Here is a 19293-nt window from a genome sequence, read left to right as displayed (position 1 = left end):
CTTCTATCTCGTTCTCGCTCATGAGAGTGCGAACAGGAGCAACGCCGCGCCGCCGACGCCCGCGAGGACGCCGACGCCGCTGGCCAGCCGCTCACCCCACCCGACGAGACGTTCGAGCGAGAGCACAACGGTGAGCGCGGCCATCCAGAGGACGTTCATCGAGCCGACGACGACCATCACGGCGAACAGCGCCCAGCAACAGCCGACGCAGAAGAGGCTGAAGCGGGCGCTCATCGCAGCCGCGCCGCGGATCCCCGGCCGCTGGTACTCCATCAGGAATCCGAGCGGCGTCCGGCAGTATCTCAGGCACCGGTACTTGTACGGCGAGAGCTGATACGCCGAGAGCAACACCAGCGTCCCGCCGAACAGGAGCGCGGTGTGCGATTCGGCGACGGCGGCGACGGGCACGACGGCGTTCACCGCGAGCGGCACGACGCCGGTGAGCGTCCAGACGAGCGCGTACGTGCCCATGAACGCCGCCAGACGAGCCGCCCTGCCCGAGCGCGTGGCCCCCGCGATCGTCCGGTGGTACATGCGAAACAGCGGGACCGAGGACGGGTACATCATGGCGACCATCATCACGCCCCACATGACGAGGTACAGCCCCACGCCCGGGAGGCCGTTCGAGAGCGCCATCGCTTCCGGAGCGCCGGGTGCCGACATCTGCATCTCCATCCCGCCGTCCGACCCCACCATCGGGAGCCAGCGCTCGACGACGGCGACCCACGCGAGCAGCGCTATCACGTAGGTGACGAGCGCGACCGTCGGAGCGCGCTGTAGCCCGAACCGCCGTCTAAACGCTTCTCGCATCGCCTCCCCCGTCGTCGGCGGTATCGCCGGGGCGGTCGTCGGCCATGACCTACGAGTTCGCCAGTTCGAAGTCCCCGAGATACGCGTTGTTGCCCGAGACGTCCCACTCGAACTCGCCGTCGCCGTAGGACACCGTGGCCGTCGTCGACTTGCCGGTCTGGACTTTCGTGCTCTTCGTCAGCGGATGCGGTGAGATGGTGCCGACCTCGTCGTTAAAGCCGACGGCCCCGTGGGCTTCCATGGTGACGGCGTCGCCGATCTCGACGGCGTATTCGTCGCCGTCCCGGGAGAACTCGATCGGGACGGTGGCGGTCTCGGCCGACCTGACGTGCGTGTCGGCGACCGGTTCCCAGATACCCCCGGCCCGGCCGAAGTAGATGTCCTCGATCGCCTCGCGCTGGTCGTCGTCGGCCGTCTCGTCTATCATGAGGACGACGTCCCACTCGGTTTCGGAGTCGAACATGACCCCCTCCTCGGTCGAGATGAGCATCCCGACCGAGAGGTCGCTCAGGTCCACGTCCCCGTAGTTCCCCTCGCGGATGTGCCATGCGAGCGAGACGGTACAGACGTCGTCGTCCGGCGGTTCGAGCCAGACGCACTGGCAGGCGACCTCGCAGTTGCACGCCTCGACGTAGTCGCCGCTGATAGTCCACTGCTGTGTCATAGTTACGCGCATGCTTCGGGCGTACTTTGTTATGCGGAGCGAGCCGCCCCCGGACGGGAGATAACGGCGTATTAGCGGCTGTCGGAGACGATACCGACCCGTCGAACCGTGACGAGTCGAGTCTCTACTCGTCGGACACGGACCCGTCTCCGGGCGGACGGTTCCCGGCCGAGAGCCCGGTCGAAACCGGCCGCTACTCCGCGAAGGCGGACTATACCTTTCCCCGGTCAGGTTCCGTACTCCGAGTACGATGGACGCTGTGATACTCGCGGCCGGGAAGGGGAGCCGCCTCCGCCCGCTCACCGAGGACAAGCCCAAGGGGATGGTCGAGGTCGACGGCAAGCCCATCCTGACGCACTGCTTCGAACAGCTGATCGAACTGGGAGCCGACGAGCTGTTGGTCGTCGTCGGCTACAAGAAACAGGCGATAATCAACCACTACGAGGACAGCTTCGACGGCGTCCCGATCACCTATACGCACCAGCGCGAGCAGAAGGGGTTAGCCCATGCGATGCTGACCGTCGAAGAGCACATCGACGACGACTTCATGCTGATGCTCGGCGACAACATCTTCGAGGCCAACCTCCGCGACGTGGTCAACCGCCAGCAGGAGGAGCGCGCGGACGCCGCCTTCCTCGTCGAGGAGGTGCCCTGGGACGAGGCGAGTCGCTACGGCGTCTGTGACACCAACAAGTACGGCGAGATAACGAACGTCGTCGAGAAGCCCGACGACCCGCCGTCGAACCTCGTGATGACCGGTTTCTACACGTTCACGCCGGCGATCTTCCACGCCTGTCACCTCGTCCAGCCCTCCGACCGCGGCGAGTACGAGATCAGCGACGCCGTCGACCTCCTCCTGGACTCGGGTCGCACCATCGACGCCATCCGCATGAACGGCTGGCGAAACGACATCGGCTACCCCGAGGACCGCGACGAGGCCGAGCGCCGCCTCCGCGACGAACCCATCGCCGCCGACGCCGACTCCGAGAGCGGAGAGGGAGACGCCTCGGCCGCGCAGTCGGGCGAGTGAACGCGACGCCGCCTCGGCGCGTCCGAGCGTAAACCGTCCTCCTCGCTCAGACCTGTTTCGCCGTCTGCCGCTCACCGCGCAGCGTCGCTTCCGCGACGTCCGCCATCGTCTCGACGGTCAAGTCCGTCCGCTCGCGCGCGCGGTCGAGGTAGCGCAGTATCTCTCGGAGCGGCTCGACGTCGTACTCCCGTCTGACGTTGTTCGGGTGCAACCAGAGGTGACAGATGCCGTCGCCGGCCGCCGCCGCGTCGATGCCGAGGCGGGCCTGCTTCAGAACCGGGTCGCCGACTGCCGACGCGATCGCCCGGCGCGCGGGGCCTTGGAGTTCGTAGAGGAACAGCGACGCGGGGACGTTCACCAGCCCGTGCTCGTCGACCGTCGGCTCGACCAGCGGCGGCGCGGCGTCGACGACCGTCGCGCGAGCGAGCTTCCGCGCCGGAGCCAACAGCGGCCCGTCGATGGCGGGTTCCGGTGCCGGCCCCCGGTAGCAGGTGAATCCGGTCTCGGCGAGCGCCGCGCGGTGGCCGAGTTTGTTCCGGGGGAAGATGAACGACGACAGCGAGAGCCCCGCGGCCTCCGCGACTTCGACCGAGCGTTCGCACTCGGCGCGCGCGAGCTCGGGCGTCGCGTACGACTCGCCGAACTCGACGTGGGAGTACGTGTGCGATCCGATATCGTGGTCGACCGGACCGTCGACGAGCGAGCGGATCAGGTCCGGTGCGAAGCGGAACTCCGCGGGCATCGGGTCGGGGTCGCGCTCGTGGTCGAACCACCCCGGCGGCGACGGGTGGCCGACGTGCGCCCCGTTGCACTCCGATTCGAAGAGGTGGCCGACGATCGCCCACGTCGCGGGAATGCGGAACTCCTCGAAGAGGTCGGCGAGTCGGTTCCACCCCCAGCGCGACCGCTCGATGCGTTCGGTCGGGCGGTCTCCCGGTTCGTAGTCGTGAAACCCCCAGCCCAGTTCGGCGTCGACGGAGATGACGACGGTTCCCATTTGTCGTCGAGTGGCCGGCGCTCACCTTGGTTATACGACGACGATACGGGAGTAAGGGATTCGTAGCGTCAATTTACCGAGGACAGAGACCGAGCCGCCGAGTGCGGCGGCCGCACAGGCTCTCCATAACAAAGCCTCGAACTGGCCGAAATCTCGCTCGAACGCAAGATGACCGGCTCCGACAGTCGCGCCCAGCCAGTGACGCACCGACAGCCCGAACGGAGGTATCTCGATGAGTAAGTGCCGGATAGGCAGCAATTGTCGCATCGCCGAGTCCGCACAGCTCCTCCCGCCGGACGGCGAGCAGTCGCCCGCGAGCATCGGCGACGACTCCGTGATACGCGGCGGGACGATCCTCTACCCCGACGTCGTCGTCGGCGACCGGTTGCAGACCGGTCACAACGCCCTGATCCGCGAGGAGACGACCATCGGTCACGACGCCGTCGTCGGGACACAGACCGTCATCGACGGCCAGTGCGACGTCGGTGACGAGGTGAGCATGCAGACGGGCGTCTACGTCCCGCCGCAGACGACCATCGGGAACCGAGTGTTCCTCGGGCCGCGGGCCGTGCTGACAAACGACCCCTATCCGCTGCGGCGGGGCGGTGACCTCCGCGGACCGACGCTCGAAGACGACGTCTCCATCGGGGCGAACGCGACGATCCTGCCGGGTATCTCCGTCGGCGAGCGCTCGTTCGTCGCGGCCGGGGCCGTCGTCACCGACGACGTGCCGCCGCGGACGCTGGCGGTCGGGACGCCCGCGAAACATCGCCCGCTCCCGGAACACCTGGACGCGGTCAACGCCTACCGATGACGCGGGACTTCACCGACGCAGCGTACGCGAGCCTGCTCGACACCGGCTTGCACGCGGGGTACGACTTCCTCACCGTCAGGGAGTACATCCGACGCGAGACCCTCCCGGAGCGGTTCGTCATCCTCCGGCACGACGTGGACCGGAAGCCCGAGAACTCGACCCGCTTCGCCCGCATCGAGGCCGAGCGGGACGTTTCGAGCACGTACTACGTCCGCACAATCGACAAGGTGTTCGACCCGCAGTTCGTCCGCGACCTCGCCGCGCTCGGCCACGAGGTCGGCTATCACTACGAGGACTTGGACCGAGCGGACGGGGACGTCGAGCGGGCGCGCCAGTCGTTCGGAACGCAACTCGCTAGGCTCCGGGACCACGTGGACGTCGACACCGTCTGCATGCACGGCAATCCGCTGACGCCCCACGACAACCGCGACATGTGGGACGACCCCGCCGACCTCGAACCGTTCGACATTATCGGCGAGGCCTACCTGTCGATGGACTTCACCGACGTGACGTACTTCTCGGACACCGGCCGGACGTGGGAGGACGGCGCGCTCAAGATAAAGGACCACACGATGGGCGAGGGCGACAAGCGGGTCAGCGCCGACTCGACGGCCGACCTCGAAGCCCTGCTCCGCGAGGGCCGGGTCTCCCGGGCGTGTCTGCTGACTCATCCCAACCGCTGGGCGGACTCGACGACGGAGTACGTCGCCGAGACGGCCAAGGACGCGATCACGAACGTGGGCAAGCGGGGGTTGACGCTGCTGCGATGAACGTCCACTTCGAGGTGGGCCACCCGGCTCACGTCCACCTGTTCAAACACGCCATCTGGGACCTGGAGGACGCGGGCCACGAGACGCTGGTGACGGCCCGCGAGAAGGAGGTGACGACGGAGTTACTCGACGCCTACGACATCGACTACCGGGTGCTCTCACGACAGGCCGACTCGACGCCGGGGCTCGTCTTGGAGTGGGCGCTGCGCGAGCTCAAACTGATGCGGGCCATCCGCGAGTTCGGCTCGGACGTGGTCGTCAGTCACCTGAGTCCCGTCGCGGCACAGGCCGCGCGCCTGACGGGGACGCCGAGCGTCACCTTCACCGACGACGAGGTCGAGACGCGGACGCTCGAACGCCTGACCGTCCCCTTTACCGCCCGGATCTGCACGCCCGCCAACTTCGAGATGGGCTTCGGCCGGAAACACCGCCGCTACGACGGCTACCACGAACTGGCGTACCTCCATCCCGACCGGTTCGACCCCGACCCCGAGCGGCTGCGCGAGCATGGCGTCACCGTGGACGAACCGTACTACGTCCTGCGGTTCGTCTCCTGGGAGGCCCACCACGACGTCGGCAACTCCGGGTTCAGCCGCGAGGCCAAGCGCGAGCTCGTCGAGTACCTCTCCAGTCACGGCGAGGTGTACATCACCAGCGAGTCCGAGCTCCCCGAGGCCTTCGAGGCGTACCGGCTCCCGGTCCCGCCCGAGACGATCCACGACCTGCTGTACTACGCCGACGGCTACGTCGGCGACTCCCAGACGATGGCGATGGAGGCCGGACTGCTCGGGACGCCGTCGATCCGCTCGAACTCCTTCGTCGGCGACGACGACGTCTCGATGTTCGGCGAACTCGAAGATTACGGCCTCGTCTTCAACTTCCGGGAGGAGGGCGACGCGGTTGCGAAACTGAAGGAACTGGTCGAGGACCCCGAAACGGCGGCCCAGTGGGAGGGCCGACGGGAGCGGCTCCTGGAGACCCGCGTCGACGTGACCGACGTGGTCCTCGAAGAGGCGCTGGGTGCCGCAGAATGACGGCGAGCAGGCCCGACGCGACGGCGAACGGGCGTGCCGAGACGGCGAGCGACCGCGACGTATCCGAAAGTGACGACGACGTCGATTGGATCCCCGACGACCACGAGTTCGCGCTCTGTCTCACCCACGACGTGGACCGGCCGTTCAAGACCTATCAGTCCGTCTTCTACGCGCTCACTCGACAGGATCCGAGCCACCTCTTGGACCTCGCGCCGTGGCGGACGCCCTACTGGACGTTCGACGACCTGCTCGACTTCGAGCGCGGTGAGGGGGTCCGTTCGGCCTTCTACATCCTGGACGAGCAGTCGCTGTTCACCGACCGCTCGCCGGCCGAGTGGCTGACGATGGAGGGCTGGCAACTGTACGCGGGCCGGTACGACATCGAGGACGAGCGCATCCGCGGCCTGCTCTCGAAACTCCGCGACGGCGGCTGGGAAGTCGGTCTCCACGGCTCCTACGAGTCGGTCGACGACCGGGAGCGGCTGGCCGCCGAGAAGGACCACCTCGAAACCGTCCTCGGCGAGTCGGTACTGGGGGGGCGACAACACTATCTCCGTCTGGAGGAACCCGAGACGTGGGAGCACTACCGCGATCTCGGGCTCCGATACGACACGACGCTCGGCAGTCCCACCGAGTACGGGTTCACCGACGGCTACGAACCGTTCAGACCGTTCGACGACGAGTTCGTCGTCTTCCCGCTGACGGCGATGGAGGCGGCGCTCCCGGACCCGAGCGACTCCTTCGAGGAAGCGTGGGCCGCCTGTAAGTCGCTGCTTTCGGAGGCCCAGGAGAACGACGCGGTGATGACGGTGCTGTGGCACCCGCGCTACTTCAGTTCGGACCACCCCGGATTCGACCGCCTCTACCGCCGCCTCGTGCGGACCGCGCTCGACCGCGGCGCGTGGGTCGGGTCGCCCGGAGACCTGTACAACGACCGCGTAGGAACCCGATAACCAATACCCTTCCATAGCGACTCGGAGTCGAGCAACATGCGAGTCGAACGACTGACGCTCTCCGAGTGGGGGGACGCGCTACCGAACACTGGCTACGAGGTGTTTCACAGACCGGCGGCGCTCTCCGTCGTCGAGCGCTACGCCGACGGCGATCTCGTCCTCTTCGGCGGGTTCAAGGGCGACCAACCGGTCGGCTTACTCCCCGTCGTCGAGACGACCAGAACCGTCGGCCGGACGCTCATGTCCCCGCCGCCGGGCATGAACATCCCCCGCCTCGGCCCGATCGTGATGCCGACCAGCCCGAAACAGCGCAAGCGAGAGCGCGTGAACAAGAAGTTCGTCGAGTCGGTGCTGGAAGAGATCGGCGCGATGGGGCCGCTGTCGCTGGTCCGACTCCTGACGCCGCGACAGTACGGCGACCCGCGCCCGTTCCAGTGGGCCGACTTCGACCTCACGACGCAGTTCACGTACGTGGTCGACCTCGCCGAGACCGACGCCGAGACGGTCCTCGAATCCTTCTCGAAGAGCCTCCGGCGCGACATCCGCCGGGGTCGAGAGAGCGACGTCACCGTCTCCGTCGAGGGGCTGGACGCCGCCGAGGACATCTATCGGACGACGCGGGACCGCTACGCCGACCAGAACCGCGGCTTCTCGCTGTCGTGGCCCTACGTCCGCGACCTCGTCACCGAACTCGGCGACGACGCGCGCACCTACGTCGCTCGGTCGGCCGACGGCGAGTTCCTCTCGGGCGTGACCGTCCTCTACGGCCCGGACACGGCGTACTTCTGGCAGGGCGGCGCGAAGACCGACCACGACGGCATCGTCGTCAACAGCCTCATCCACTGGCGCGTCATCAAGGACATCCTGGCCGACCCGACCTTCGAGGGCGTCACCGAGTACGACCTGATGGGCGCGAACACCCGACGGCTCTGTGATTACAAGGGCAAGTTCGCCGGCGAGCTGGTTCCCTACTACACGATCGAGACGGACAGCGCGGCGATGAACATCGCGAAGTCGGCGTTCATGGCGGTGACGAGGTGATGCCGTTGCGCGTCCTCAACCTCGTGACCAACGAGGAAGCGCAGTTCTTCCGCGCGCAGGTCGAGGAACTCGAACGCCGCGGCGTCGAGCTGACGACGCTGTCGGTCCCCGGTCGGAACCGCTCCGAGTCCATCGACGCCGAGGAGGACGGCGAGCGGTCGATACTGGAGTACGCCCGCTTCTACCCGTCGGTGCTTGCGAACTCGCTGGACAGCTACGACCTCATCCACGCCAACTACGGCCTGACCGCGCCGATGGCCGTCGCCCAGCCGCGATTGCCCGTCGTCCTCTCGCTGTGGGGATCGGACCTCATGGGCAAGTACGGCCCGGTCACCAAGCGGTTCGCGCGCTTCTGTGACGAGGTCATCGTCATGTCCGAGGGGATGGCGGCGGAGTACGACGGCGACTGTCTCGTCATCCCGCACGGCGTCGACCTCTCGGTGTTCCGCCCCATCGAGCGGGCCGAGGCGCGCGAAGCGCTCGGCTGGCCGCGGGACGAACGCATCGTCCTGTTCCCGTACCCGCCGAAGCGGGACGTGAAGAACCACCCGCGGGCGAAGCGCATCGTCGAGCGCGCGAGCGACCGCGTCGACGAGTCGGTCACGCTCGAGACGGCGACCGGCGTCCCGCACGACCGGATGCCGTACTACCTCAACGCCGCCGACGCGATGATCATGACCTCCCGCCGCGAGGGGTCGCCCAACACGGTCAAGGAGGCGATGGCCTGCAACCTCCCCGTCGTCTCGACCGACGTCGGCGACGTCCGGACCCGGCTCGACCCGGTCGAGCCCTCGACGGTCAGCGACGACGACCACGACCTCGTCGCCGGCCTCACGGAGATACTCGAACGCGGCGAGCGCTCGACCGGCCGCGAGTACGCCGCCGACATCGCCCTCGAACGGATGGGCGAGCGCATCGTCGCCGTCTACGAGAAAGTGCTGGAGGACTGAACGGAAAGCGACCCATACCACGCACAACCAGACCATAACAATGCCCGAACACTTCACAGCAGGGGTCAGATAGCCGAAATGTCATCGAATAGACGCCGTCACGTCGCCGTCCTCCTCGTCGGCTTCCTCGCGTACACGATCGGCGTGTGGTTCGCCGCACAGAAACAGCCGACCGGGTACGAGATATCGATATACAGGGCGACGCCGATCGCGTTCTGGGCGGGCGTCGCCGTCGCGTTCGTCACGGCCGTCCTCGTCGGCCTGAACGCGCCGACGGGCACGCTCCGCAACCGCCTCGCGCTCTTGCTCGGGACGCTCGTCGGCATCTCGATGGCCGCGCTGCCGACGATACGGGACTACTACTACTACGGCCTCGGCGACGCCCTCTCCTATCTCGGCTGGACGCGGATGATCGCCGAGGGGACGATGAACCCCGTGAACTTCCTCTATCCGGGGATCCACAGCACCTCCGTCGTGTTGACGTCGGTGACCGGGCTCGCACCGCGCCGGACGCTCCAGCTCGTGATGGTCTTCTTCGTCGCGCTGTACATCCTGTTTACGGGCCTGTGCGTGGCGCGGCTCGCCGCCCGGTCGAACGCGCTCGCCGTCGGCGTCTTCTTCGCGCTCCTGTTCCTGCCCATCAACAACATCCACACCTACATCTTCCCGTATCCGACGAGCGCCGCCATCTTCTTCACGCCCTTCGCGCTGTATTTGGTGCTCCGATATCTCGGCGACGACAGTTCGCTGCTCTCCGTCGGGGGCCGACGGGTCCTGACGCCCCTCGGCCTCCTGTTGATCCTCGCGGGCATCAGCGCCATCCTCATTCACCCGCAGTCCGGGTCGAACGTGCTGTTCGTCATCGCCGCCGGGTTCGGGTTGCAGGTACTCGCCGGCCTCTACGAGATCTGGGACGAGCGCAGGAACCGAGCGTCGCTCTCCACCACCTACGGCCAGGCGGGGACGCGGTACACGAGCCATCGCTCGCTCGCGCCCCAGGCCGTCGTCGTCGGACTGTTCTTCGCGCTGTGGACGCCTCGATTCGACCGGGCGACGGGGACGATGGGCACCGTCGTCAACGGCCTGTTGTACGGGGCGAACCCGGCCGACGAGATATCCACCTCGGCGAGCTCGCTCGACGCGATCGGCAGCGGTATCGGCGTCCTCTTCGCCAAGATATTCCTCGTCAGCGCCGTCCTCTCGGTCGTCGCCGGGCTGGTGATGCTGGCGGCGCTCTCCGGCCGCCTCGACGACCGCTATCCCGACCGCAACGCGCTCTTGCGGTACGTCACCTTCGGGTTCATCCCCGTGTTCATGCTGTTCGGTATCTTCTTCGTCACGAGCGTCACCCGCCAGCCGTTCCGCTACCTCGGGTTCATGATGGTGTTCGTGACCGTCCTGACGGCAGTGGCGGTCTCCGACGGCGTTCCGTTCGGCCTCTCCCTCTCCTCTGACAACTGGCGGGCCGCCGTCGCCGTGGTGCTGGTCCTGCTGTTGATCCCGCAGGCGCTGATACTCCACCAATCGCCGCACATGTACAAGACCTCCGACCACGTCCCCGAGACGTACATGGAGGGCCACGTCACCACCTTCGAGAACCGCGATCCGTCGGTTTGGTTCGCCGGCCCGCGCGGCGGGCCGCGCCGCTACGTCGACGCCTACTACGGGACGACCTACTCCGATTACACCCCGTCCGGCGAGCACTTCCCCGGCAAGGAAGATAAGATACCCTTCTCCGTCTTCGGGACGAACACGACGACACACTACTCGCACTGCCGATACGTCCCGCTGACCTCCCGCGATTACGAGAAGGAGATCGGGCTCTACGACGGGTTCCGCTACTCCGCCGAGGACTTCCGGAACTTCCGGCAGAACCCCGACGTCTACCGCGTCCAGTCCAACGGCGACTACCGCCTCTACTTCGTCAGGGGCGAGGACTGCCTGCGATGAGCATCCAGGAGCGCATCGCCGCGGGATTCAAGGCGACGCTCGCGGCGCGCGTCGTTCACGCGCTCGCGAACGGGGCGCTCCTGCTCGTTCTGACGCGGTACCTCCTCGACCCCGGCCAGTACGGCCTGCTCTACTTCGCCATCTCCGTCGTCGGCGTCGCGGAGCTGTTCGGTACGCTCGGCGTCCCGAAGGCGACGGCCCGCTACGTCAACGAGTACGTGGAGCGGGACGCGACGCAGGTCCGCTACATACTCCGATCGTCGCTCGCCGTCATCACCGGCATCGCCGTCGCCGTCGCGCTGGTCTTCACGGTGGCCAGCGACCTCATCGCGTCGCTGCTCGGCCGACCGGAGGCCGCGCCGCTGCTGGCGATCGGCGGCCTCTACGTCGTCGGCCGCTCCCTCTTCGGCTACCTGAAGTCGGCCTTTCAGGCGTTCAACCGCGTCACCTACAGCGCCGTTCTGACCAGCATCAACAGCGTCGTGCGACTGCTGACCGCCGCCGGGCTGGTCGCGCTCGGTCACGGCATCGCCGGGGCGATGATCGGCTACGTCGTCGGCTTCTTCGTCACCGTCGCCGTCGGACTCGGTCTCCTGTACGTCCGGTTCTACCGGACGCTGCCGACCGACGGGTCGATAGAGCCCGACCTCCGAAACCGGCTGCTCCGGTACAGCGTCCCGACGGCGGCGACGCGAGCGAGCGTCGTCGTCGACAGCAAGATGGACACCGTCCTCGTCGGCGTGCTGGCGACGCCGGCGGCCGTGGGTTTCTACACGCTCGCCCGCCAGATAGCCGATCTCTGTATCGCGCCCGCGCAGTCGCTCGGATTCACTATCACGCCGACGCTGGGCGAGCAGTCCGCCGCCGAGAACCGCGATCGAGCGGGCGACATCTACGCCTCGTCGCTCCGGAACGTCCTCCTGCTGTACGTGCCCGCGGCGTTCGGCCTCGCCGTCGTCGCCGAACCGACCGTCCGGTACGTCGTCGGTTCCGACTACCTCGGCGCGGTGCCGCTGATCCGACTCTACGGCCTCTTCGTCGTCGTTCGGGCGGTCCACAAGATAACCGGCTCGGCTCTCGACTATCTCGGGTTGGCTCGCGTCCGAGCGGTCGCCAGAGGCGTCAGCGCCGCCTGTAACGTCGGTCTGAACGTCCTCCTCATCCCCCCGCTCGGCGCGCTCGGGGCCGGGATCGCGACGGTGATAACGTACGGCGCCTACACGCTGGTCAACGTCTACTACATCCACCGCGAGCTCCCCTTCGACGCGACGGCGATCGGCAGCCACCTCGCGCGCGTCCTCGCCATCGCCGCCGTCATGGCCGGTGCCGTGATGACGGTGATGCCCCACGTCACCGGCCTCCTCACGCTCGCGGGGGCTATCGTCGTCGGCGGCGGCGTCTGGGCCGGACTGTCCGTTGCCAGCGGCCTGCTCAAGCCCCGCGCCGTCCTCGCCTTCATGAGCTGAGAGCCGAGAGCTGAGTGGGCGGTCGGCGTGATCGGCGACGACTGTCGCCACAGGGACTCCATAACTACACCGGTCTTGCGACTAGAACCGGCCATGCCATCAGTCGCGTTCATGGGGAGTCACCCCCTCGGCGAACGATGCCTCGAACTGCTCACCGACGACGGCGCCTTCGACGTGGAACTGGTCGTCACTTACGGTCCCGACGAGGACACCTGGTGGGACGGCTGTCTGTACGACACCGCCGAGTCACTCGGGCACGCCGTCGTCACGCGCGAGGACGAGCGGGACGTGCTCGACCTCGACATCGACTACCTGCTCTCGGTCTACTACCCGAACATCCTCGGCGAGGAACTGCTCGGTCATCCGAACGTCGCGCCGCTGAACCTCCACCAGGCGGAGCTACCGCGCTACCGGGGAAGCAACGTCTTCAGCCACGCCATCCTGAACGCCCGCGAAGACGACCACTGGAAGTACGGCACCACGTTCCACGTCATGGCTCCGGAGGTCGACGCCGGCGATATCGTCGCCCGCGCGTTCGTCCCCATCCGCGAGACCGATACCGCTCGCACCCTGTACGACCGCGTCACCGAGAAGTCCGTCGAGCTGTTCCGCGAACAGCTCCCGTTGATGCGGGAGAAGCGCGTCCGCGAGCTTGCGACCCCGCAGTCCGAGTTCGACGGCGAGCGCTACTTCTACACCAAACAGAGCCTCGACGGCGAGAAGGAGATCCCGGTCGAGCGACTGGCGGCGACCGACGATGACACGCAACTGGAAGTGTACGACAAGATCCGTGCGCTCGACTTCCCGCCGTTCCAGCCGGCGTACACGACGCTCGGCGGCCACCGCGTCCAGCTGACCGCCACGTCCTACGAGGACCTCTTCGAGGACGCGCCGGTCCCCGACTTCGAGGTCGACGCGCCCGAGGAGTCGACGCCGCTCGCGCAGGACTGAGCGGACCGAGCAGTTCACTACCGCCCGCTTTTTTCGCCGCCTCCCGGGGTGTCTTCCCGGCGTTCGTGCTACGGCGCAGCGTGGCTACTTCGGCGTGAAATAGCGTCGGTGAGGGTTGTGCATCAGCGAGTACGGGTGTGAAGATGTGAGTCAACGATTCTTTTTTTTCCTCGTAAGAGTAACGTGTCCCACACGATGACCGAGGAGGACCAAGCGAGGACGGAAGACACACTTCGGAGGTCACTCACCGGGCTACCCGAGGAGCAAACGGTTTCACCCGAGATGCTGGAACTCGATTACGTCTATTCGGCGCTGGCTCATCCGCGCCGTCGGTATCTCTGCTACACGCTCATGGAAGAGACAGAGTGGTCGTTGACCGACCTGGCAGTGAAAATAGCCGCGTGGGAGAACAAGATTCCGGAAGGTGCCGTCACGGACGACCAGCGGGACGACGTCTACGTCTCGCTCTATCACGCACACGTTCCGAAATTGGTCGCCGAGGAGGTGCTCACGTTCGACGAGGACCGCGAGCGAATTTCGACCGATGAAAACGCCGAGCAAGTCTTGCACGCGCTCAACGGAATGGGCGCACACCTCGATAGCAAACAGGAAACGCACGCGCGGGGGGAGATGGATGACCAAGAGTCCTGACGACGGCCTCGAGAGCGAGGATGACCCGACGCTCGGTCGCGAGAATTCGTGGAGCCAGGCCGCTCAGTATCACTTCGACCCAGACGCCGACGCGGACCTGACGACTGCACTCGTTACTGCGATCGCCGACGCCAAAGGGGTTGATCGGACGGAACTCAAATCCCCGATCCTGTACAACGCGGTGGACGCACCCGCGATTCAAGAGAGCTTCTTTGGACCAGACGTGAACGGGGAATCTCGCCGCAGTACAGGAACCATCGAATTTGAATTCGACCAGTATCTCGTCAAAGTTCGGAGTGACGGGTGGATACAAGTGTACGAGTAACCGCCCGACCGCAACCGGCTCTGCAATCTGCGCCGACTGGCAGGCGAAAACGCGGCCGCATCGTTCGACGGCGTCGTCAGAATCTCAGGGCCGTTGGACCATCGGCGGCTGCTCGACGTCCACCACGACGTTCTCCGCGTCGGAGCGCTCGACGTGTTCGAGCGTCTCGACGGCGCGGGCTCCGACCGCGCCGCTCGCGGGCGGCTGGGTCCCGTTCTCGCTGGCCTCGATGAAGGATTCGACCTCGAACTTCAGGGGTTCGCGCTCCTCGGCCGTATGGGTGATCGACCCGTCGCTGCGGGATTTCAGCCCGTCGTGCGGGTCCGAGAACACCTCGGCGTCGAACAGTTCGAGCTTCGTGTTCTCTAAGTAGTCGATGTACGCCGAGCGGTTCGACCCGACGACGACGAGGTCGCGGGTCTTATCGAACACCGGGATCTGCCACGAGGAGTTGACGACGCCCGTGGTGTCGCCGTAGCCGAGCGTTATCGTCGCCGTCTCGGTGATCCCCTCGCGGACGAACGAGTCCAGTTGGCCGTGGACGGTGTCGGGCCGACTGTCCAGCAGATAGTCGTAGATATCAACGTCGTGGACCGCCAGCGAGTAGACCACGCCCGTCGTCGTCCGCGGGACGCGGAACGAGAAGCGGCGGGTCTGGAGGTACTTGATGCGGCCGAGCTCGCCGCGGTCGATTCGGCGTTTCAGCGCCCGCAGCGCCGGGTGGTAGCGGAAGATGTGGCCCACGCCGAGCGTGCAGTCGTTGTCCTCGGCGGTCGTGACGAGTTCCCACGCCTCCTCGCTGGTCAGCGCCAGCGGCTTCTCGACGAGGAGGTCGATGCCGCGGTTCAGCATCGCGTCGCCGATGGCCGGATGTGTCGTCGAGGGCGTCGCGACCGTCGCGGCGTCGACGTCTAAGTCGTCGACGTCGGTGACGTACGGCAGGTCGTAGGTGTCGGCCAGCGACTCGACGCGACTCTCGTCGACGTCGCAGATGACCACCTCGTCCAGTTGTCCGTCGTCAAGCAGTTCCTTGGCGACTCTGACGTGGTTCTTCCCCCAGTAGCCCGTGCCGACGACGCCGTACCTCATTCGTGGTACCCCCGTATCTCGCTCGCCACGCGGTCGATCTCCTCGTCGGTGATGCGGGGGTGCATCGGGAGCGAGACGATGCGCTTACTGAGTTCCTCGGTCACGGGCAGCGACGGAATCTCGTCGAGTGCGTCCCGCATCGCGGGTGTCTGATGCACCGGCGGGTCGTAGTGGACGCCCGTCTGGATGCCCTTCGCGTCGAGGTGCGTGCGCAAGCCATCCCGGTCGGGGACTTGCACGACGTACAGGTGATAGACGTGCGTCGCGTCGTCCATCTGCATCGGCAGTTCCACGGCGTCGACGTCGTCGAGACGCTCGTTGTAGCGCTCCGCGGCGGCCGCGCGTTCCGCGTTCCAGTCGGCCAAGTGCGACAGCTGTTCGATGCCGGCGGCGGCGCTCGTCTCGTTCATTCGGTGGTTCAGGCCGACGCGGACGTGGTTGCCCTCGCCGTCGCGGCCGTGGTTGCGCAGCTCGCGGGCCGTGCGCGCGAGGTCCGCGTCGTCCGTGACTAGGATGCCGCCGTCCCCGGCGACGGTCATGTTCTTCGAGGGGTAGAAGCTGAAACACCCCGCGTCCCCGAGGCTCCCCGTGGGGTCCCCGCGGTAGGTCGCGCCGTGGGCCTGACAGGAGTCCTCGATCACGGTCAGGTCGTGCGCGTCGGAGACGCCGTGAATCGCGTCCATCGCCGCCGGCTGGCCGTAGAGGTGGACCGGGACGACGGCTTCGGGGCTCTCGGCGTCCTCGGCCTTCTCGGCGAGGTCGGTCCCGCTCATCGTGTACGTCTGCGGGTCGACGTCGACGAACACCGGGTTCGCGCCCAGTTCGACGACGGGACTGACCGTCGCGAAGAACGTGTGGGCGGGTACCAGCACGTCGTCGCCGGGACCGATGCCGGCGGCTTTCATAGTCAGGTACAGCGCGGCGGTACCGCTGCTGACGCCGACCGCGTGGTCGACGCCGCAGGTCTCGGCGAACTGCGCTTCGAGTTCCTCGACGCGCGGTCCTTTGACGTACCGCCGCGATTCGACCGTCTCCACCACCCTCTCGACGATGGTATCGTCGACGTAGACGTCTGTGAACGGGACTTGCTCCGTCATCGGACTCGGGTTGTCGAGAGATACCCATTGTTATACTCCGCGTTCGCGCGCGTGTCCCGCGTTCGAGCCGCCGGTTCGCGGGCGCGAGGCGAGCCGACGCACCGTAGGCGGTCCCAACGACGGGTTCGTCACCGCATAACTTACCGCCGAAGGGGAGTGGGACCCGAGAAGATGGCACTGGAGTCAGTCAGCGACCGGCGAGTGCTCGTCACCGGCGGCGCGGGGTTCGTCGGGAGCCACCTCGTCGCCGCGCTCGCACCGACGAACGACGTGACCGTCCTGGACGACTTCTCGACGGGCGCGCGGGACCACCTCCCCGAGGACGTCACGGTCGTCGAGGGCGACGTCAGGGACGAGGCCGCCGTCGACGAGGCGATGGCGGGCATCGATGTCGTCTTCCACGAGGCGGCGATGGTCAGCGTGCCCGAGTCCGTCGAGCGGCCGGTGGACTGCCACCGGCTGAACGGCGGGGCGACGGTCGGCGTCCTCGACCGCGCGCGCCGACACGACGCCCGGGTCGTCCTCGCGTCCAGCGCCGCCGTCTACGGGACGCCGGAGAAGGTCCCCGTCGAAGAGAGCGACGCGCTGTCGCCCGCCTCGCCGTACGGTTTCGAGAAGCGTTCGAACGAGCAGTACGCGAGGTTCTACGCGGAGACGTACGGCCTGCCGACCGTGCCGCTCCGGTACTTCAACGTCTACGGCCCGCGCGGCCTCGACGGGGAGTACGCCGGCGTCATCGGGACGTTCGTCCGGCAGGCGCAGGCCGGCGAGCCGCTGACCGTCGAGGGCGACGGCGAGCAGACCCGCGATTTCGTCTACGTCGGCGACGTGGTCCGGGCGAACCTGCGGGCGGCCACCACCGACGCGACCGGCCGCCCGTTCAACGTCGGCACCGGCGAGAGCGTCACGATCAACCACCTCGCCGAGACGGTTCGGGACGTGGTGGGTTCCGACGTCTCCATCGAACACGTTCCGCCCCGCGAGGGCGACATCGAGCGAAGCGAGGCGGACGTGACCGTCGCCAGCGACCGACTCGGGTTCGAAGCCGACGTGGGCCTCCGCGAGGGGCTCGCCCTGACGCTCGCCGAGGACTGAGCCGTCGACGTGTTAGACCGCTCGCCGGTCATCGCTTCCGTCGTTCGGCCGACAGTAATCAAGTCGTACCGATGGTGCGATATCGATGATTGAGTTTACGACGGCTTCGAAAAATATATATCCCCGCTCCGGAAGAGATTTCGTATGGAGATTTGCATGGGAGCAGGGACCACAAGCAGTCGGTCTATCGGGCCGGAGCAGTCGGTAGCGACGGTCGTCGCGCTCGAACTCGCGGCGGTCCGGAACGAGGATCCGATGGATATCGCGCCGCTGTCCGACTCGATAAACACCGACGCGCTGAACGCGTTCTTCCGGGGAAGCGACGCGGATTTCGAACTCACGTTCACGCACGAGGGCCACGCGATCACCGTCTCGTCGACCGAAGTCACCGTCGCTCGCGAGTAGCCCACCTGTCCGCTAGGCGGACGTTTCTCGCCGTAACCCCCAAATTACGAAGAGCGTCGACTACTCACTACAGGGTTGTATGAGTGGTCACCTCACGTCGGACGAGTGGCGACGCATCACGGAGTTCGCGCAGACTCCGAAACACCGCAGACGGCCGGAACAACTCCTCCCCGAGGGGGCGCTTGACGAGCGCGAACCGGACGACGCGTCGACGGCCGAATAGCGACCTACAGCATGTTCTCCGCTTCGATGGTGTTCCAGACTTCCTGTCCCGGATCGGTAATCCCGTAGACGCGGCCCTTTCGTCGGTCCTCAGAGACCAGCAACGTGACGAGGTCTCCCTCTTTGAGCTCCTGTAAGGCCCGCGAGACGTGTGCGATGCTCAACCCGGTCTCCTCGGCGATGAGCGAGGGGGTAGCCGGCCCCTCGGCGAGTCGTTTGAGCGTCTCGACGCGATAGCGCGAGCTGATGACGTAGCTGACGTCGTCCCACGGATCTGAGTCACTCATCTGTCCACCCTCTGTGGGTCCCCGCCGCGCGGCGAGGGCGCGTCTGTCGTTTGCCGGGAGCTGTCGATAACCATTTCGGTCGTTGGTCGATACGCCGTCTTGAGGTTTTAGTGTGGAACATCGTTGCAGTTTCACGGATCCCTGAGTTCGAGCGGGCGGGCGCGCTGACACCGCCGGTGATCGACGAGCTGTGCCACGGCGACGACGAGCAATACGACGACGATCGCACTCGCCAGCAACAGCGGAGAAACGCCGGTCAGCACCGAGATCTCGAACAGCGTCCCGAGAAACAGTCCGCCGACGACCAGCGAGAGCGCGCCGTTGAGCCGCGACCACGGGAGCGCCGACTGCACCGGACCGAGGTACCGATCCACTTCGGCCACGGTCGGCGTCGCGGCGACGGTGCGCGTCTCCTCGTCGTATCGGACGAACCCGGCGCTCTCCAGTTTCGGGATGTGCGTCTGGTACAGCGAGACGTAGACTCGCTTCTGCTCGGCCGAATCGACCGCCGACGGGTCGATGTCCGCCTCGTGCGCGCCGATCTCTCTGGCGAGCGTGGTCAGTTCCACGGGGTCGTCGCGCTGCCGGAGCGTCGAGATGATGAACCGCCGCCGGTTGTTGCTCAACACCTCGAACACCGTATCGCGGGCGACCGGCGCTGTCATCGTCCCCTCCGGACGCGTCGGCGTGCG

22 protein-coding genes are annotated in these 19293 nt (G+C 66.7%); 15 read left to right on the top strand and 7 right to left on the bottom strand.

The window, feature by feature from the left end; genetic code table 11:
• Positions 1 to 18 precede the first annotated feature (18 nt).
• Both GO488_RS02590 and GO488_RS02585 read right to left on the bottom strand, forming a co-directional pair.
• Complete coding sequence (locus tag GO488_RS02590) at positions 19 to 810, bottom strand: DUF2182 domain-containing protein (protein ID WP_162316239.1); 792 nt, start codon at positions 808 to 810, stop codon at positions 19 to 21.
• Positions 811 to 859: 49 nt separating this feature from the next.
• Positions 860 to 1474 carry a DUF1326 domain-containing protein gene (locus GO488_RS02585; RefSeq protein ID WP_162316238.1) on the bottom strand — a complete coding sequence of 205 codons (615 nt, stop codon included), beginning with the start codon at positions 1472 to 1474 and terminating at the stop codon, positions 860 to 862.
• Between the two features lie 250 nt (positions 1475 to 1724).
• Between GO488_RS02585 and aglF the strand changes: the two genes are divergently transcribed.
• Positions 1725 to 2504 (top strand): UTP--glucose-1-phosphate uridylyltransferase AglF, encoded by a 780-nt coding sequence (aglF, locus tag GO488_RS02580; RefSeq protein WP_162316237.1) that lies wholly within the window; start codon positions 1725 to 1727, stop codon positions 2502 to 2504.
• Positions 2505 to 2550: 46 nt separating this feature from the next.
• Here the strand turns inward: aglF and GO488_RS02575 are convergent, their stop codons facing one another.
• Entirely contained in the window at positions 2551 to 3501 is a 951-nt protein-coding gene (locus GO488_RS02575; RefSeq protein WP_162316236.1) for a polysaccharide deacetylase family protein, read from the bottom strand.
• A 232-nt stretch (positions 3502 to 3733) separates the two neighbouring features.
• Between GO488_RS02575 and GO488_RS02570 the strand changes: the two genes are divergently transcribed.
• From GO488_RS02570 to GO488_RS02520, 11 genes are all read left to right on the top strand, one after another.
• The gene (locus tag GO488_RS02570; protein WP_162316235.1) at positions 3734 to 4315 is read left to right on the top strand and encodes an acyltransferase; all 582 of its coding nucleotides are present in this window, start codon (positions 3734 to 3736) and stop codon (positions 4313 to 4315) included.
• Positions 4312 to 5085: a polysaccharide deacetylase family protein gene (locus GO488_RS02565; RefSeq protein ID WP_162316234.1), complete on the top strand. Its 774-nt coding sequence runs from the start codon at positions 4312 to 4314 to the stop codon at positions 5083 to 5085. Before GO488_RS02570 ends, GO488_RS02565 begins: the two co-directional genes overlap by 4 nt.
• Positions 5082 to 6119, top strand: coding sequence for a DUF354 domain-containing protein (locus GO488_RS02560; protein WP_162316233.1), 1038 nt, complete (start codon positions 5082 to 5084; stop codon positions 6117 to 6119). The genes GO488_RS02565 and GO488_RS02560 overlap by 4 nt, the downstream gene beginning before the upstream one ends.
• Complete coding sequence (locus tag GO488_RS02555; RefSeq protein WP_241692880.1) at positions 6116 to 7072, top strand: polysaccharide deacetylase family protein; 957 nt, start codon at positions 6116 to 6118, stop codon at positions 7070 to 7072. The genes GO488_RS02560 and GO488_RS02555 overlap by 4 nt, the downstream gene beginning before the upstream one ends.
• Positions 7073 to 7108: 36 nt before the next feature.
• Entirely contained in the window at positions 7109 to 8113 is a 1005-nt protein-coding gene (locus GO488_RS02550; protein ID WP_162316232.1) for a lipid II:glycine glycyltransferase FemX, read from the top strand.
• Positions 8114 to 8118: 5 nt separating this feature from the next.
• Complete coding sequence (locus GO488_RS02545) at positions 8119 to 9063, top strand: glycosyltransferase family 4 protein (RefSeq protein WP_162317520.1); 945 nt, start codon at positions 8119 to 8121, stop codon at positions 9061 to 9063.
• Between the two features lie 78 nt (positions 9064 to 9141).
• Complete coding sequence (locus tag GO488_RS02540; protein ID WP_162316231.1) at positions 9142 to 11013, top strand: hypothetical protein; 1872 nt, start codon at positions 9142 to 9144, stop codon at positions 11011 to 11013.
• Positions 11010 to 12479 (top strand): flippase, encoded by a 1470-nt coding sequence (locus tag GO488_RS02535; protein ID WP_162316230.1) that lies wholly within the window; start codon positions 11010 to 11012, stop codon positions 12477 to 12479. Before GO488_RS02540 ends, GO488_RS02535 begins: the two co-directional genes overlap by 4 nt.
• A 93-nt stretch (positions 12480 to 12572) precedes the next feature.
• Positions 12573 to 13430, top strand: coding sequence for a formyltransferase family protein (locus tag GO488_RS02530; protein WP_162316229.1), 858 nt, complete (start codon positions 12573 to 12575; stop codon positions 13428 to 13430).
• A 195-nt stretch (positions 13431 to 13625) separates the two neighbouring features.
• Positions 13626 to 14081 carry a DUF7344 domain-containing protein gene (locus GO488_RS02525; protein ID WP_162316228.1) on the top strand — a complete coding sequence of 152 codons (456 nt, stop codon included), beginning with the start codon at positions 13626 to 13628 and terminating at the stop codon, positions 14079 to 14081.
• Positions 14065 to 14406: a HalOD1 output domain-containing protein gene (locus tag GO488_RS02520; RefSeq protein WP_162316227.1), complete on the top strand. Its 342-nt coding sequence runs from the start codon at positions 14065 to 14067 to the stop codon at positions 14404 to 14406. Before GO488_RS02525 ends, GO488_RS02520 begins: the two co-directional genes overlap by 17 nt.
• Positions 14407 to 14490: 84 nt before the next feature.
• On the opposite strand, the gene GO488_RS02515 is transcribed toward GO488_RS02520, so the two are convergent.
• Positions 14491 to 15495 (bottom strand): Gfo/Idh/MocA family protein, encoded by a 1005-nt coding sequence (locus tag GO488_RS02515; RefSeq protein WP_162316226.1) that lies wholly within the window; start codon positions 15493 to 15495, stop codon positions 14491 to 14493.
• Complete coding sequence (locus GO488_RS02510; RefSeq protein WP_162316225.1) at positions 15492 to 16592, bottom strand: DegT/DnrJ/EryC1/StrS family aminotransferase; 1101 nt, start codon at positions 16590 to 16592, stop codon at positions 15492 to 15494. Before GO488_RS02510 ends, GO488_RS02515 begins: the two co-directional genes overlap by 4 nt.
• Positions 16593 to 16763: 171 nt before the next feature.
• Between GO488_RS02510 and GO488_RS02505 the strand changes: the two genes are divergently transcribed.
• From GO488_RS02505 to GO488_RS19550, 3 genes are all read left to right on the top strand, one after another.
• Complete coding sequence (locus GO488_RS02505; protein ID WP_162316224.1) at positions 16764 to 17687, top strand: NAD-dependent epimerase/dehydratase family protein; 924 nt, start codon at positions 16764 to 16766, stop codon at positions 17685 to 17687.
• 144 nt (positions 17688 to 17831) lie between these two features.
• A complete protein-coding gene (locus GO488_RS02500; RefSeq protein WP_162316223.1) occupies positions 17832 to 18092 on the top strand; it encodes a HalOD1 output domain-containing protein in 261 nt (86 codons plus the stop codon).
• Between the two features lie 79 nt (positions 18093 to 18171).
• Positions 18172 to 18315: a hypothetical protein gene (locus tag GO488_RS19550; RefSeq protein WP_164509604.1), complete on the top strand. Its 144-nt coding sequence runs from the start codon at positions 18172 to 18174 to the stop codon at positions 18313 to 18315.
• 4 nt (positions 18316 to 18319) lie between these two features.
• Here the strand turns inward: GO488_RS19550 and GO488_RS02495 are convergent, their stop codons facing one another.
• Positions 18320 to 18601: a winged helix-turn-helix domain-containing protein gene (locus tag GO488_RS02495; protein ID WP_162316222.1), complete on the bottom strand. Its 282-nt coding sequence runs from the start codon at positions 18599 to 18601 to the stop codon at positions 18320 to 18322.
• Positions 18602 to 18732: 131 nt separating this feature from the next.
• Positions 18733 to 19266 (bottom strand): DUF7344 domain-containing protein, encoded by a 534-nt coding sequence (locus GO488_RS02490; protein ID WP_162316221.1) that lies wholly within the window; start codon positions 19264 to 19266, stop codon positions 18733 to 18735.
• Between the last annotated feature and the right edge of the window lie 27 nt (positions 19267 to 19293).

The sequence above is a fragment of the Haloarcula limicola genome (assembly GCF_010119205.1).
Taxonomy (GTDB): domain Archaea; phylum Halobacteriota; class Halobacteria; order Halobacteriales; family Haloarculaceae; genus Haloarcula; species Haloarcula limicola.
The sequence above is the reverse complement of the archived record's forward strand: the minus strand, read 5'-3'. Positions and strand labels throughout refer to the sequence as shown.

Coding starts and splice junctions, on each gene's coding strand:
- GO488_RS02575 (WP_162316236.1), bottom strand. CDS start 3,501: ATGGGAACCGTCGTCATCTCCGTCGACGCCGAACTGGGCTGGGGGTTT.
- GO488_RS02505 (WP_162316224.1), top strand. CDS start 16,764: ATGGCACTGGAGTCAGTCAGCGACCGGCGAGTGCTCGTCACCGGCGGC.
- aglF (WP_162316237.1), top strand. CDS start 1,725: ATGGACGCTGTGATACTCGCGGCCGGGAAGGGGAGCCGCCTCCGCCCG.
- GO488_RS02520 (WP_162316227.1), top strand. CDS start 14,065: ATGACCAAGAGTCCTGACGACGGCCTCGAGAGCGAGGATGACCCGACG.
- GO488_RS02555 (WP_241692880.1), top strand. CDS start 6,116: ATGACGGCGAGCAGGCCCGACGCGACGGCGAACGGGCGTGCCGAGACG.
- GO488_RS02490 (WP_162316221.1), bottom strand. CDS start 19,266: ATGACAGCGCCGGTCGCCCGCGATACGGTGTTCGAGGTGTTGAGCAAC.
- GO488_RS02535 (WP_162316230.1), top strand. CDS start 11,010: ATGAGCATCCAGGAGCGCATCGCCGCGGGATTCAAGGCGACGCTCGCG.
- GO488_RS02500 (WP_162316223.1), top strand. CDS start 17,832: ATGGAGATTTGCATGGGAGCAGGGACCACAAGCAGTCGGTCTATCGGG.
- GO488_RS02530 (WP_162316229.1), top strand. CDS start 12,573: ATGCCATCAGTCGCGTTCATGGGGAGTCACCCCCTCGGCGAACGATGC.
- GO488_RS02585 (WP_162316238.1), bottom strand. CDS start 1,474: ATGACACAGCAGTGGACTATCAGCGGCGACTACGTCGAGGCGTGCAAC.
- GO488_RS02515 (WP_162316226.1), bottom strand. CDS start 15,495: ATGAGGTACGGCGTCGTCGGCACGGGCTACTGGGGGAAGAACCACGTC.
- GO488_RS19550 (WP_164509604.1), top strand. CDS start 18,172: ATGAGTGGTCACCTCACGTCGGACGAGTGGCGACGCATCACGGAGTTC.
- GO488_RS02590 (WP_162316239.1), bottom strand. CDS start 810: ATGCGAGAAGCGTTTAGACGGCGGTTCGGGCTACAGCGCGCTCCGACG.
- GO488_RS02525 (WP_162316228.1), top strand. CDS start 13,626: ATGACCGAGGAGGACCAAGCGAGGACGGAAGACACACTTCGGAGGTCA.
- GO488_RS02560 (WP_162316233.1), top strand. CDS start 5,082: ATGAACGTCCACTTCGAGGTGGGCCACCCGGCTCACGTCCACCTGTTC.
- GO488_RS02565 (WP_162316234.1), top strand. CDS start 4,312: ATGACGCGGGACTTCACCGACGCAGCGTACGCGAGCCTGCTCGACACC.
- GO488_RS02540 (WP_162316231.1), top strand. CDS start 9,142: ATGTCATCGAATAGACGCCGTCACGTCGCCGTCCTCCTCGTCGGCTTC.
- GO488_RS02550 (WP_162316232.1), top strand. CDS start 7,109: ATGCGAGTCGAACGACTGACGCTCTCCGAGTGGGGGGACGCGCTACCG.
- GO488_RS02510 (WP_162316225.1), bottom strand. CDS start 16,592: ATGACGGAGCAAGTCCCGTTCACAGACGTCTACGTCGACGATACCATC.
- GO488_RS02570 (WP_162316235.1), top strand. CDS start 3,734: ATGAGTAAGTGCCGGATAGGCAGCAATTGTCGCATCGCCGAGTCCGCA.
- GO488_RS02495 (WP_162316222.1), bottom strand. CDS start 18,601: ATGAGTGACTCAGATCCGTGGGACGACGTCAGCTACGTCATCAGCTCG.